This is a genomic window from Bifidobacterium goeldii (assembly GCF_003951095.1).
GTDB lineage: Bacteria > Actinomycetota > Actinomycetes > Actinomycetales > Bifidobacteriaceae > Bifidobacterium > Bifidobacterium goeldii.
The window spans coordinates 576,913-590,616 of record NZ_QXGL01000001.1 but is presented as its reverse complement, the minus strand read 5'-3'; the positions used below and the strand labels follow the sequence as shown (position 1 = coordinate 590,616).

Here is a 13,704-nt window from a genome sequence, read left to right as displayed (position 1 = left end):
AAAGGACATTATGGACGCTGAAGTGCGCATCGAACGATACGCCGATCAGGGACGTTGCGTTGGCCATATTGATGGGCGCGTTGTATTCGTACGATTCGCATTGCCAGGCGAACTAGTGCGCGTTGAACTCGACGAACCGCACGACCGCGACGACCGCTATTGGACTGGCGAAGTTGTAGAGGTTCTTGAAGCGAGCGAAGATCGCGTGTCCCCCGCATGGCCGCTTGCCGGCCCTCTTTCGATGGGCGGCGGTGTTGGCGGCGCTGATCTAGTGCACGTATCGTTAGCTGGTCAGATTCGTTGGAAAGCGGTCACGATCAGCGAGCAGATGAGCCGACTCGGTCATGTTGAAACAATCGTGCCTGTTGACCGCATCGATGGTGATGAAGCACTAGGCGGACTTCACTGGCGCACGCGTATTGAGATGATCGCCGACGATGATGGCCGCCCATCTATGCGCCGCCGTGGCTCACATACGCGCGTGCCGCTCGACACAATGCCACTGGCTACGCATGCGCTGCTCAATGTTGCTGAGCGCAATCATGTATGGGACGGCGGTTTTGAGCCGGGCTCGCAGATTCGCTTGTCTGTTCCTGAACCGCGCGACATGGCTGACGGTATGGACTTGGCGGAGGCAATCGGCGACAATTACGCCGTACTCGTTGACGGTGACATGAACGCTGGTAGCCGAATGCTCACCGAGCGCGTCACCATCGATCACACCACCTTCGAATATGGTGTTGATGCGAACGGTTTTTGGCAGGTACACCGTCAAGCACCCGTTTCGCTTGCTGGCCATGTTATTGATATGGCGCGTCGTGCACTAGACGGTGCGCGATCTGCCTGCATTTGGGACCTGTACTCTGGCTCCGGCTTGTTTACACTACCGTTAGCCACGATGGTCGCACCGCGTACCCGTATGCTCAGCGTGGAAGGCGGCAAAACCGCGGTGAAGCATGCGCAGAGGAACCTGCGCCACTATGACCTCGCTGATGTTGATGCTCGCTGTGGTGATGTGGCAGCGACGCTCGCACACGTGCCAGCGCATTTAGCGAAGCCTGATCTGGTCGTACTTGATCCGCCGCGTGCCGGCGCACACGCTAAAGTATGCCGTCAAATTGCGGCTAGCGGCGCTCGCACGGTTATTTACATTGCGTGCGATCCCACGAGTCTTGCTCGCGATACGGCGACGCTAGTTTCACTCGGCTACACATTGTCCGACATTCACGCGTACGACATTTATCCGATGACTCACCACGTTGAAACCGTGGGCGTGTTCACGCGTACGGAACGAGAATAGTATGTTCCGCACGGCCGCAGAGCAGACGAAGATAAGCAGTGCAGCACATCGTGTGCGTACACGCATAGCGATGCGCTGTACTGCGGCGCTGCTTGCTGTCTGCGCAGTGTTCACAACGGCTTCGTGTACGCCTAACGGAGCAGCAGTTGGCGACACGCAGGATCATCAGCCAGCAATTGCTCACGCGGGTATTCAGCGTGCGGATATGCTCATTAGCCTGATCGGCTCTACTGACGTTGATCGAGATCGCTTGGTGCTTACAGCGTTTGCGACCGCGAAATTACATGCCTCGTATGTGTCGACATCTCAAGTCAGCGATCCGGTCACCGCTGCGCAGCAAGGTGTGATTGATATGACGAATCAGCAAGTGCACGTCATCATCATTAGCGGTATTGATGTGACCGACAACACTGCTGATAGTTGGGCTCAAACATTGGAGGCTCCACGTGAAGCGGGTATTCCTGTCGTACTGCTTGAACCACAAACAGCGCCACAGAATACGCAGTTGTATGCAGCTGTGTTCACCATCAATGATCGTGCTACGGATGCTACACCAATCGATCAAGCTATCGACGCGGTGATTAACGATGAGCCGCATGAGCGAGACATGATGGTAACCACAAACGTTGCATGATGAGCTGATGCGTTGAATACGGTGAGATGTAGTGCTGTGCGACCCACGCGGTAGGGTGGAGCGTATGAGCGAACGTTCCTCCTTGCCTACGGTAACGCAATCGGGATTAAGCGAATCAGAAGTCAATCAACGACTCTCTGACGGTCGCGCCAATATTGTACGTGACGCCACCTCACGCTCAGTCGCTGATATTGTGCGCGCCAACGTGTTCACGTTATTCAATGGGATTATTGTCACCGCAATGATTCTCGTGCTGATTACTGGCTCCTGGAAGGATGCCGTATTCGGCTTTGTCATCATTATCAACACGGGTATTGGCATTGTTACCGAGCTCAAAGCAAAACGTACGCTCGACCGGTTATCAATTCTTGTCGCCTCCGATTACACCGTACGCCGCAATGGAACCAATATTGAAGTTCCTTCCAACGGTATTGTGCTTGATGATCTGCTGTGGATTCGCGCTGGCGAACAAGTGCCAGCAGACGCGCACATTATCGAATCGTGGGGACTAGAACTTGACGAATCGATGCTCACTGGAGAATCACGCACCGTTCGCAAACAAACTGACGATAACGTGTACTCCGGTTCCACTGCGGTTGCCGGCATGGCATTAGTGCGAGTAAGCGCAGTCGGTGCGCATAGTTATGCAGCAACGCTCACCGCGCAAGCCAAAGTGTATAAAAAAACGGTGTCTGACCTGAACAAGGGCATTAACACCATCTTGAAATTCATGACGTTTCTCGTCGTACCGCTATGTGTGCTGCTGATTATCTCGCAAATCAATACGGTAGGCGGATGGAATATCGCACTATCGACTGGCGCATGGCGGCAAGCAGTAGTGTCCGCTGTAGCTGGCGTTGTTGGCATGATTCCTGAGGGATTAGTACTGCTCACATCGTTGAACTTTGCTGTCGCAGCCATGCGACTTGCACGCCATAACACGCTGGTGCAAGAGCTTGAATCAGTAGAAACGTTAGCTCGCGTTGATTGTTTGAATCTTGATAAAACCGGTACGATCACCGATGGTGGCATAGCATTCGACCATATTGCGATGCTGCCGAGCACATCATGCAGCGAACATGTGGCGCAGCAAGCACTCTACGATCTAGCCAATGAAGAACAACCCAATGGCACGGGGCAAGCAGTACTTGCCGGTTTGCGCGACCAAGGGTTCAGCGAGGGGCAGGTTGTAACGCGCGTACCATTTTCTTCTGCGCGCAAATGGAGTGCTGTCACATATGGTGACGGCACGACCTGGTATATGGGCGCGCCAGAAGTGCTTTTGCGCGCACTTGACGGCGATTATGCGAATGTGCTCGCACAGGTGAACGTGCTCGCTGAGAACGGCAATCGTGTGCTCTTGGTAGCACAAGTGACTCCAGAAGATGCAACAGTCTCGGCCCCCTCAGCCGGGGGAGCTGAGGAGGTGGTGGATCCGCAAGCGAAACCAGTGGGCTTGGTAGTGTGCGCGGAACGCATCCGTGCTGACGCTCAGGGCACGCTCGCATGGTTCCGCGAACAAGGCGTGCGATGCCGGATCATCTCCGGTGATAATCCGGTTACTGTTGGCGCGATCGCCGCCAAAGTACGCCTTACTGGCGAACGTCAGCCAATCGCCATGGATGCGCGTACGCTACCGGAAGATATTGATGAGCTTGCACGAACGCTCGAAAATGTGGATGTTATTGGCCGCGTACTGCCGGATCAGAAGAAAGCTATCGTCCAAGCATTGCATGCTGGGCATCATGTGGTAGCAATGACTGGTGACGGTGTGAATGATGCGCTCGCTATTAAAGAAGCTGATCTTGGCATAGCAATGGGCAATGCGGCGCCTGCTACCAAAGCAGTCGCACAAGTAGTGCTCGTTGACTCGAAGTTTGCTCATTTACCTGACGTGGTGGCACGCGGCCGTCAAGTAATGGCCAATATGGAGCGCGTCGCCAGCCTGTTCCTCGTAAAAACAGTGTATTCAGCACTGATTTCGCTAGGCGTAGTACTGACCGCTATCCCATTTCCGTACTTGCCGCGTCACATTACGTATGTGGGAGCATTAACCATTGGAGCGCCTGCCTTTATTCTCGCGCTCGCACCCAATACGAGACGCTATATACCAGGATTCTTAGGCCGCGTTGTACGATTCGCGTTGCCTGGCGGAACGGCGATTGCCTTGTCGGTATTGCTGTCAGCATGGCTACTGCCGAGCATCATGCACTGGAATGTAGCGCGCGAAACTGATTTAGCGTCGCTGCGTGCCACGTGTGCGATCATCGTATTCACCCTTGGCGTGCTGGTGCTTGCTCGCGTAGCCAGCCCCTTGAACTCATGGCGAGGCATACTGGTTGCCGCATTTGCTGCCGCTGGCGTTATTGGCTTATGTATTCCATTTGTAGCCCAATTTTTCGCATTGCACATGCCTACAGGCAGAGTGCTTATTGCTACGGGCGTAGCGTTATTGATTGCCGCAGTGATCTTTGTACTGTGCCATGTTGTGATGGCGTTAGGGGCGCGAATTGTCTCACATTACAATCCGACACGCCAGAGCTGAGGTAACACTCCGGTATCGTTAGCGGCGGATAATCGGCGACGAAATCATGATTCGCCGATCTAAAGGCCGGAGGGAACATGTCCGTACGAGACAACCAGCTATCCACACTGAGTGTGAATGGCAAGGACTATGACTACTATTCGATTGCTGATCTGCCCGGCGTCGATCACTTGCCGTATTCGCTGAAGGTGCTGGTCGAGAACCTCGTGCGCAATATCGACGGTGCCAATATCACTGACGATCACGTTAAGGCACTGCTGAATTGGGATCCGACTGCTGAGCCGAGCCATGAAATCCAGTTCACGCCAAGCCGCGTGGTGATGCAGGATTTCACTGGCGTACCGTGCATTGTTGATCTTGCTACCATGCGTGACGCTGTCAAGCAGCTTGGCGGTGACCCGGAGGTTATTAACCCGCAGGTGCAGTCCGACATGGTGATCGACCACTCTGTGCAGATCGACAAGTATGGTGTTGCCGACGCTGTTCAGCAGAACATGGACATCGAATACCAGCGTAACGGCGAACGCTACCAGTTCCTGCGCTGGGGTCAGCAGGCGTTCCGCAACTTCCGCGTCGTGCCGCCGGGAACCGGCATCATCCACCAGGTCAACATCGAATACCTTGCCAAAGTCATTATGACTAAGGCAGGGGAGCGCGGCCGCGATCTCGCATATCTTGATTCGTGCGTTGGCACCGACTCACACACCACTACTGAAAACGGTCTCGGCGTGCTCGGCTGGGGTGTTGGCGGTATTGAAGCCGAGGCTGCTATGCTCGGCCAGCCGATCTCCATGCTCGTGCCGCGCGTCGTCGGCTTCAAGCTCACCGGTTCTATCCCCGAAGGTGTGACTGCTACCGACGTGGTGCTCACCATTACCGACATGCTGCGCAAGCACGGCGTTGTCGGCAAGTTCGTCGAATTCTACGGCGACGGCATTGCGTCTGTGCCGCTGGCCAACCGCGCCACCATCGGCAACATGAGCCCTGAATTCGGCTCCACCTGCGGCATCTTCCCGATCGATCAGGTTACGCTCGACTATCTCAAGCTCACCGGCCGCTCCGACGAGCAGGTCGCGCTCGTCGAGGCGTACGCGAAGGCCAATCATCTCTGGGGCGACGCATCCGACCCGGACTATGTCGAACCGCAGTACTCCGAGTACGAGGAGCTCGACCTGTCTACCGTCGTGCCGTCCATCGCCGGCCCGAAGCGTCCGCAGGACCGTATCGTGCTGTCCGAATCCAAGAAGACGTTCGAAGATACACTGCCCGCCTATGAAACGCCGAAGACTGTCAAGGAGCCGGTTGCTGTATCCACCGACTTCCGCGGTGATTTTGATCTCACCAACGGCGACGTGGCCATCGCCAGCATTACTTCGTGCACGAACACGTCCAACCCGTCCGTGATGATCGCCGCCGGCCTGATCGCCCGCAACGCGGTCGCCAAGGGCCTGAGCCCCAAGCCGTGGGTGAAGACTTCGCTCGCTCCCGGCTCGCAGGTCGTCGCCGACTATCTTAAGGCCGCAGGCCTGCAGGACGACCTCGACCGGCTTGGCTACGAGCTCGTCGGCTTCGGCTGCGCCACCTGCATCGGCAACTCCGGCCCGCTGCTGCCGGAGATCTCCGAGGCGATCAACGCGAACGACCTGACCGTCACCGCCGTGCTGTCCGGCAACCGCAACTTCGAAGGCCGCATCAGCCCGGACGTCAAGATGAACTACCTCGCCTCGCCGCCGCTCGTCATCGCGTACGCGCTCGCCGGCACGATGGACTTCGACTTCGAAACCCAGCCGCTCGGCCAAGACCCGGACGGTAACGACGTGTATTTGAAGGACATCTGGCCGACCAATGAGGAAGTCGCCGCCGTGGTCAACGGCACCGTGAGCCGCGAAATGTTCCTCAAAGACTATGCGAGCGTTTTTGAAGGCGACCATCGCTGGAAGGGCCTCGACGTGCCTGAAGGCGAATTGTTCGCATGGGATCCGAAGTCCACGTACGTGCGCCGTCAGACGTTCTTTGATGGCATGAAGGCCGTGCCGGATCCGGTTTCGGACATTCACAGTGCCCGCGTGCTCGCCTTGCTCGGTGACTCGGTCACCACTGACCACATCTCCCCGGCAGGCGCATTCAAGGCATCCAGCCCAGCTGGCAAGTACCTGACCGAACGCGGCGTCGAACCGAAGAACTTCAACTCGTACGGTTCTCGTCGAGGCAACCATGAGGTGATGGTTCGCGGTACATTCGGTAACATTCGTTTGAGGAACCAGCTGCTTGCCTCCACCGGCAACGAGGTTACGCCCGGTGGTTTCACGTACGATTTCACGACTGGTAAGCCATCTACGATTTTCGATGCATCGCTGAACTACAAGGCTGCTGACATTCCGCTAGTTGTGCTTGCTGGCAAGGAATACGGTACCGGTTCGTCTCGTGACTGGGCTGCTAAGGGTACGCTCATGCTTGGCGTCAAGGCAGTCATCACCGAGAGCTTCGAACGTATTCACCGCAGCAACTTGATCGGCATGGGTGTGCTGCCATTGCAGTTCCCAGCAGGGGAGAGCTACACGTCGCTCGGTCTCGACGGCACAGAAACCTACGATATCGACGGTATCGAAGAACTCAACAATGGTGCGACCCCGAAGACCGTGCACGTGACCGCTACGCACGCCGACGGCTCCAAGACTGAGTTTGACGCGGTCGTGCGCATCGATACGCCTGGTGAGGCTGATTACTACCGTAACGGTGGCATTCTGCAATACGTGCTGCGCAACCTCATGAAGTAATACGCTGTTGAACCGTAAGGGGCTGGTTTGATATCACGAGATATCAAACCAGCCCCTTACGCGTTAGGTACGCAATGCCTTCAGCACTGTGCACCACTAGTAGCGCAAACGATATTCCTTCCAAATATCACTCAGCTTGCGGCCATCCGCAGTACGCTTCCACACATCTAAACCATTGCCAGTACTGCCACTGGCTGCTTTTGCGGCCGCCGTTGGTGACGCATATTCCGAACCATCTTCCAAACGGAATCGGCCATGTTCAGTCACCGTTGCCACCCAACGCTCACCCTTACGCGGGCGCTCCCACACCAACGTTTCACCAGGAATAAGCAAGCCAGCAGCCACCACTTGTGCAATAGTGACGCGGCGAGATCCGCGCGTAGGCTTGGCCGCATGATCGCGAGCAAGCTGCTCGACATCTTGCGCAGTCAAGTCAGCATGATCTTCGTCATAGCGAATATCCCAGTATTCGGCAATCAGCCGAATAGTTTCTTCCTGCCGTGCATGCAGCATGTGCGGCGTGCACGCATTGAAATCCTCTAACTGCGCGGTAAGCGGGAATCGGCGCGAATCCGCGCGCATAAGCATCCGGTTACGGCGGCGATCATAGTCGGTAAGGCGATTGAGCTGATCTTCACTGCCCTGTACCAACGCCATATTGCCCAGTCGATACATCCAAAAATCATGCTGTTCCTGCGTCCAGTCAGCAAACGATGACGATTGCGTAATATCCAACGGCATGATTGGCAAAGCGCTCAACGAACGCGGCCGCGTAATACGCGACTGAGCCTTACACTCGTTTGCGCGAATCAACAACAGTCGAATAAGGTTCTCTTCACCCTGTAATTCACCGTGCAAACGTACTAAAGCTCCTGCACGATCATTGGCAGACACAGACAGTCCGCGTACAAGCCGTACCGGATAACCCTTGTCAAGATCGCGAATTGCAGCAGCAGCACGCCCACGACGAGTAAGCGCACTATGACGATTCAATGTGGCAATGCCGGTCGCTCGCTCAAGCGCTACAAGCACTTCCTTGAGCCGTTGCCGGTCATGAAGATCAAGCACAGCTTTTGCATCAGCCGCAGAACGAGTGGCATGAGCGCCAATGGCCGTAAATGGTGAAACACCAGGCGCTCCTAAATTGCGGAACGAATGCACGAGCGCCCACATAGCAACAGGTCGCCATTCATGCCCCGAATAATCATTCAACAATTCGAGCACATCACGTGCCTCATCTGGTAGCAATGCCTCACTCGGACGCTCAAGAATACGCCATGCCATCGCATATGGTGCAAGCACTTTATCAATAAACGCCGTTACTGTGCCGCCGGCAAGATACGGTTGCAATACTTCATCAAGAAAATCACCAATCAGCCTGCCGCTAGCCGGCTTATGCGTGACGATCATATGCAAGTATGCGAAGAATTCTTCAACCTGCGCGGTATCATCGCCCAGCGGATCCATAATGTCATCCCAGCGGGCAGCCCACGCGTCTGCTTCCGCTGGCTTCATACCGGATAATGCTTTTGCTTTAAACACATCCGACGGGGTGAGCGGCAAACCGCGCATATTCATCACGTCAAAAATACGATGTGCGCCATCAAGATCATCGGTGGTCACAATGACCAGCGTCACACCGTTCACCAAGTAGGAGGCGAAACGATGCCGCTCATCCTCACTGAGCGCATCTAACGCGTCATACGCTGTTTTAGTGTTAATCGTGATATTGCGTTGTGCGTTCGACGCCCAATCATCATCACTTAAGTCGAAGAGCGCTTCCAGATTACCTTCCTGCACATATTCGCGGAAAAATGCCGCATCACGCTCGCGCAGTGTTAACCGTGGCTCGTTCGCAATGCCACGCAATTTGTCGCCAGGCTCTACGATCAGCGCATCAAGCAGACGCATCCACTCCGGGTCAGTTTCCAAATCACGCAAAGCGGCAATAATAATCGACAGTGATACCAGTCGCTGCTGGCCATCAATCACACTAAACCGCGTGCCGCCTTCTCGAACGAGAATCAACGATCCAAGAAAATACGGGGTATTTGGTGTTTTTGCTGCTTCCTCAAGATCGTTAATCAGCTGCAGAATGTTTTCTCGACGCCAAATATAGGCGCGTTGAAATGATGGAATTGAGAACTGATAATCCGGGGTGAATACTTTGCCTAGCGGCTTCTCGTATGCACTGATCGACATGTGATCCTACCCCCTCCATTGGCGCGCGTGGCGAACACGCCATGCTTCAATCTCCAGCCTAGCAGCGTGCGCCCAGCCTGTCAGGCAGATATCACTGGGCGCGTCCCATCATCAAGATCGGCCCGTTCAACAAGTCGTGCCATTTGCACGCGGCCCATTGCTAGCTTGTCAGCCGCGCTCGAAAGATGCGCTTTGGCCGTACGCTCCGAAATAAACATGCGCGCCGCAATCTCCGCATTCGTCATTCCTTCGGCAGCGAGAATCACTGTTTCTCGCTCACGCGCAGGCAGCGCATTAAGCAATGCGCGTGCCTCATCGCGGCGAGCCTGCGGACGCGACGAACCAAGATCAGCAAGCAACTGCCGTTGACTGGCAACATTGAACTGTGGGGCGCCCTGACACACATCAAGCACGCGACGAATAATTTCCTCCGGCGCATCCGTTTTCGACACAAACCCTTCAGCACCCGCTTCTATTGCGCGTTGCACCGTATTCGAAGGATTAAGCGATGTAAGAATCAACACATGCGTTGGATGGGGCAGTGCGCGCAACTGCTGAGTAGCTGCAATACCATCCATGTCAGGCATGGCGATATCCATCAACACGACGTCAGGGTGCTCGCTACGTGCTTTTCGCACTGCTTCGCGGCCTCCAGTAGACGTGGATACTACGCGAATAAGACCCTGCGAGTAATCGTTGAGAATCAATTCCATCGCCTGACAGACCATCGGATCATCATCGATGATACTCACAGTGACAATCGTGCTAGCTTCTCGCGGTTCTTCTGCCTTCACGATGCCCATCATACTGGCACAGTAGCGGTGGAGCCGGCCGGCATACTGGGCGTTGCTGGATTATCTGGCGTGTGCCAGGGCAATACCACATCAACATGGAAGATTTGTTGAGCATCACTGCCATAGCGGCATTCTCCGCCCACTGAACGAACGCGCGCAGCAACACCGGGAAGTCCAGCACCGGTACGCGCATTGTGCGCAGTATCGTTCGATGAAGCAGCTGGCATAGCACTAGCATCATGCGACTCGCTGCCAGTGATGGGATTACTGACATGCACGTGCACGCCTTGCTGCGGATTGACTGTTACTTCCAAACACACTGGTGCGCCAACAGCATGACGGCACGCATTGGTGAGACTTTCTTGAATCGCACGATACGCAACCTTGCCAATCGTCTCGTCTAAATCACCCAGCTGATGAATATCAATCCACGTGTTCAACGATGTGCCAGCTCGCCGCGTATCTTGAATCAACGCGTCCAACGATTCGCGCGTTAACGCAGTCTCATCACTGGGAGCCAATTGTTCCCACGCCTGCTGTGGGTGACGCAACATGTCGATAATCGCATGCGCTTCGTCCAAAGCGCCTGCCGACTGGCGGCGGATTTCATCAGCTTTCAGCGCGACCGTTTGCGCACGCCGACGCATATCGTCAACATTGGTACCGGCTTCGTGCAGATCAGTTTGCGCTAAACGCGCAGCCTCGACTTGTAATGCGCTCGCATTGAGTGCAATCAACGATAGCGAATGCGCCAACGTATCATGTGCTTCAGCGGCGATCGCATCAGCAAGCTGTTGATTGGCAAGATCATCTTGTAAGTGTGCGGCATGATGACGAGCGGCTTCAGTGCGCGCATCTGCCTCGTTGAGTCGCGCGCGCGAACGAATATGCAAGCCAATCAATATGGCTCCGCCCACGCCTAGTAGCGCGATCACAATCGCAGTCGTCACAATTGTCGATTCCTCAACAAGCATGACCGGCGTTTGCCCAGTATCAGTAGTGCCTGGTTTGGCAAACACTTCATGCCAGAACGATGTGCCTGCTGGCTGAAGTGCATCACGCAATTGTGCCCAAACAGCAATCGGTGTTGCAACAACTATGGCGCGCAACGTGCGCCGCGTGTCTGATCGGCGAGCAATGAGCGAGCACAACGCCATCAGCATCAGTAGCGGATCATAAGGGAATACTAGGGTCGCGAGCGCACAAATCCAGAACACAGGTTCAGGGTGCTTCGAACGCTTTTGCAACACAAACGGCCAGACCAGCGCAAGCAATACGCCCAGTATCATCCACGGGTTAGTAAGGTCACCATCCTCATTCGTGAATGCTGAGGCTGCATAAGCAACTTGCACTAAACACATCATCATGGCGAGAGGAATCATCACCACCGTGCACCACAGTCGTGTGCGTACTGGTACAACGTCATCAGCCGTAATAGACAGTGGCCATCGGTGAGGCAAGCGTGGCATCGAGGAAGGTGCGGTCATATTTCCCACTGTATTGCTGCTCGCCGATCGACACCATTGAACGAACGGGCGCGTCTAGACACGTTCGATTGCCCGAATGGGCAATGCAATATGACCATTCGTCCACTGACGGCGTGGCGCGTATTTCGATAGCGTCGTATGTGTCAGGCGCCGCAACCTGCACGATGAGCGTCGCCGATTGCCGCGAAAGAGAAAGAAGGAGCTATGAGTAACCCCAACCCTGCTCAGCAGCCGAGCCAGCGGCCCGTGAGCCAAGGTGAGCAGCATGCCGCAAAACCGAAGAAACCACTGTGGAAAAAATGGTGGTTTTGGCTGATCATCATCATTGTTGTGGCAGCTCTCGGTAGCACTGCAGCACCGAACAGCTCTTCAACAGACGACGCCAACAAGTCATCAACGTCCAGTCAGTCCAGCAGTGACGCCACGCAGAAGAACAATGCTGACACTGATGCATCGTCCACTGACGGCGACACGTCAAAAGACAAGGCAGCCGCAACCGGCGAACAGGACATGGAAGGCGATGTTGATTCCGGCAACTACCACGTCAAACTCGTGTCATTGACCAAAACCGGTGCAGATTACGAAGGCAAGCCCACGGCAGTACTGACGTATGAGTTGACTAACAATAAGTCTGAAAACTCGAATTACATGGATTACATGGTCAGCGCGTTCCAGAACGGCCGTCAGCTTGATACTGCAATCTTCACTGAGGCTCCAGAGGGGTACGATGCCAACTCGGCGCTCTCGAAATTGCAGCCAGGAGGCACCGCAACGGTCACGCAAGCGTACGTGCTTGAAGATGACAGCCCAGTCAGCATTGAAGTTGAAGGCACTGTTGACTTTACCGATGCCAAAGTAACGCACACGTTTACGTTGCAGTAAGTTCAGTGCAGTAGGCGCGCAGATTGATCAGGTGGGTAGGTGTTTGTCTACCCACCTGTGCGCATATCGTGAAACCGCCATGCTCCAGGCTGAAATTCAGGTGACTCTCAGGCGATACCCCGTAGGATGAGGGAGAAGCGACAAGCAAGGAGTCATGATGACATTCGGTCAGCAGCCGCAAGGTAACGGCAATCCATTTGGCCAGCCGCAATACGGTCAGAATCAGCAGCCGTACGCACAGAGCCCTTATACGCAGAACAATTACGGTCAGCCCCAGTATGGGTATGCGCCCAATGGTACGGCGACCATGAACGCGCAAACTGCGTATTCCTATGAACAAGTGCAGCAGGCACAGCGAGCCTCAGTCACAAAAGCATATGGTGAGATGACCATCGGCCTGATTATTACCGCCGTGGTCGCTGTATTCACGCAGATGACTGGTGCATATGTTGCCTTTATCAGCGCTACTGGTCTGATCGGGTTCTTCCTCTTCGCCATTGTTCAGGTAGGTCTCGCGCTCTATCTTGGCGCACGCATTATGACCATTAGCTCTACAGCCGCTCGCGTCATGTTCTACGTGTATGCTGCACTGATGGGCTTTACACTCAGCTCGATTTTCATCGTGTACCAATTGTCTGATATTGGTATTGCGCTTGGCATGTGCGCACTGTTCTTCCTTGTGCTTACGATGTTCTCGCTGACCACCAAGTTTGACATGCTCAAGCTCGGCCCAATTCTGATGGTTGGCCTGATCGTACTGATCATCTCGCAACTAGTACTGATGTTCATTCCAGGAGTTGGCGAAGCAACGCGTATTATCTGCGCAATTGGCTTGGTGCTGTTTGCTGGCATGACGATGTACGATGCGCAGGCTACGCGTGCACTGTTCGCTCACTATGAGTCTCAGGGCCCGGAAATGATTCGTAAGATTTCGATCGTGTGCGCGCTCAACCTGTACCTCGACTTTGTGAACATGTTCCTGTACATCCTGCAGCTGTTCGGTAGCAGAGACTAGCCTGCGAGTAATCGCATAGGATGAAGCCCGGCTCAAGTAGTCGGGCTTTTTCATATCCGTCACATGCC

General features: G+C 54.9%; 9 protein-coding genes. 6 read left to right on the top strand and 3 right to left on the bottom strand.

Annotation, left to right across the window (positions count from 1 at the left end):
• Positions 1–10 precede the first annotated feature (10 nt).
• The 4 genes from D2E25_RS02625 to acnA all read left to right on the top strand — a co-directional run bounded on the left by D2E25_RS02625 (position 11) and on the right by acnA (position 7,256).
• Complete coding sequence (locus D2E25_RS02625) at positions 11–1,300, top strand: class I SAM-dependent RNA methyltransferase (protein WP_125979456.1); 1,290 nt, start codon at positions 11–13, stop codon at positions 1,298–1,300.
• A 70-nt stretch (positions 1,301–1,370) separates the two neighbouring features.
• Entirely contained in the window at positions 1,371–1,934 is a 564-nt protein-coding gene (locus D2E25_RS02620; protein WP_164514676.1) for a sugar ABC transporter substrate-binding protein, read from the top strand.
• Between the two features lie 64 nt (positions 1,935–1,998).
• Positions 1,999–4,479, top strand: a complete 2,481-nt coding sequence (locus D2E25_RS02615; protein ID WP_125979454.1) for an HAD-IC family P-type ATPase — start codon at positions 1,999–2,001, stop codon at positions 4,477–4,479.
• Positions 4,480–4,556: 77 nt separating this feature from the next.
• The gene (gene acnA / locus D2E25_RS02610) at positions 4,557–7,256 is read left to right on the top strand and encodes an aconitate hydratase AcnA (RefSeq protein WP_125979453.1); all 2,700 of its coding nucleotides are present in this window, start codon (positions 4,557–4,559) and stop codon (positions 7,254–7,256) included.
• Positions 7,257–7,352: 96 nt separating this feature from the next.
• Here the strand turns inward: acnA and D2E25_RS02605 are convergent, their stop codons facing one another.
• The 3 genes from D2E25_RS02605 to D2E25_RS02595 all read right to left on the bottom strand — a co-directional run bounded on the left by D2E25_RS02605 (position 7,353) and on the right by D2E25_RS02595 (position 11,634).
• Complete coding sequence (locus D2E25_RS02605; RefSeq protein ID WP_125979452.1) at positions 7,353–9,458, bottom strand: GmrSD restriction endonuclease domain-containing protein; 2,106 nt, start codon at positions 9,456–9,458, stop codon at positions 7,353–7,355.
• Between the two features lie 80 nt (positions 9,459–9,538).
• A complete protein-coding gene (locus tag D2E25_RS02600) occupies positions 9,539–10,261 on the bottom strand; it encodes a response regulator transcription factor (protein ID WP_125979856.1) in 723 nt (240 codons plus the stop codon).
• Positions 10,261–11,634 carry a sensor histidine kinase gene (locus tag D2E25_RS02595; RefSeq protein ID WP_125979854.1) on the bottom strand — a complete coding sequence of 458 codons (1,374 nt, stop codon included), beginning with the start codon at positions 11,632–11,634 and terminating at the stop codon, positions 10,261–10,263. The genes D2E25_RS02600 and D2E25_RS02595 overlap by 1 nt, the downstream gene beginning before the upstream one ends.
• A gap of 309 nt (positions 11,635–11,943) precedes the next feature.
• Here D2E25_RS02595 and D2E25_RS02590 point away from each other — a divergent pair, with 309 nt between their 5' ends.
• The gene (locus tag D2E25_RS02590; RefSeq protein WP_125979451.1) at positions 11,944–12,621 is read left to right on the top strand and encodes a DUF5067 domain-containing protein; all 678 of its coding nucleotides are present in this window, start codon (positions 11,944–11,946) and stop codon (positions 12,619–12,621) included.
• 157 nt (positions 12,622–12,778) lie between these two features.
• A complete protein-coding gene (locus tag D2E25_RS02585) occupies positions 12,779–13,636 on the top strand; it encodes a Bax inhibitor-1/YccA family protein (RefSeq protein WP_125979852.1) in 858 nt (285 codons plus the stop codon).
• Positions 13,637–13,704: the final 68 nt, after the last annotated feature.

Excerpts from the sequence above, each read along its gene's own strand:
- D2E25_RS02625 (WP_125979456.1), top strand. The coding sequence starts at position 11 with ATGGACGCTGAAGTGCGCATCGAACGATACGCCGATCAGGGACGTTGC.
- D2E25_RS02620 (WP_164514676.1), top strand. The coding sequence starts at position 1,371 with ATGCGCTGTACTGCGGCGCTGCTTGCTGTCTGCGCAGTGTTCACAACG.
- D2E25_RS02615 (WP_125979454.1), top strand. The coding sequence starts at position 1,999 with ATGAGCGAACGTTCCTCCTTGCCTACGGTAACGCAATCGGGATTAAGC.
- acnA (WP_125979453.1), top strand. The coding sequence starts at position 4,557 with ATGTCCGTACGAGACAACCAGCTATCCACACTGAGTGTGAATGGCAAG.
- D2E25_RS02605 (WP_125979452.1), bottom strand. The coding sequence starts at position 9,458 with ATGTCGATCAGTGCATACGAGAAGCCGCTAGGCAAAGTATTCACCCCG.
- D2E25_RS02600 (WP_125979856.1), bottom strand. The coding sequence starts at position 10,261 with ATGGGCATCGTGAAGGCAGAAGAACCGCGAGAAGCTAGCACGATTGTC.
- D2E25_RS02595 (WP_125979854.1), bottom strand. The coding sequence starts at position 11,634 with ATGATTCCTCTCGCCATGATGATGTGTTTAGTGCAAGTTGCTTATGCA.
- D2E25_RS02590 (WP_125979451.1), top strand. The coding sequence starts at position 11,944 with ATGAGTAACCCCAACCCTGCTCAGCAGCCGAGCCAGCGGCCCGTGAGC.
- D2E25_RS02585 (WP_125979852.1), top strand. The coding sequence starts at position 12,779 with ATGACATTCGGTCAGCAGCCGCAAGGTAACGGCAATCCATTTGGCCAG.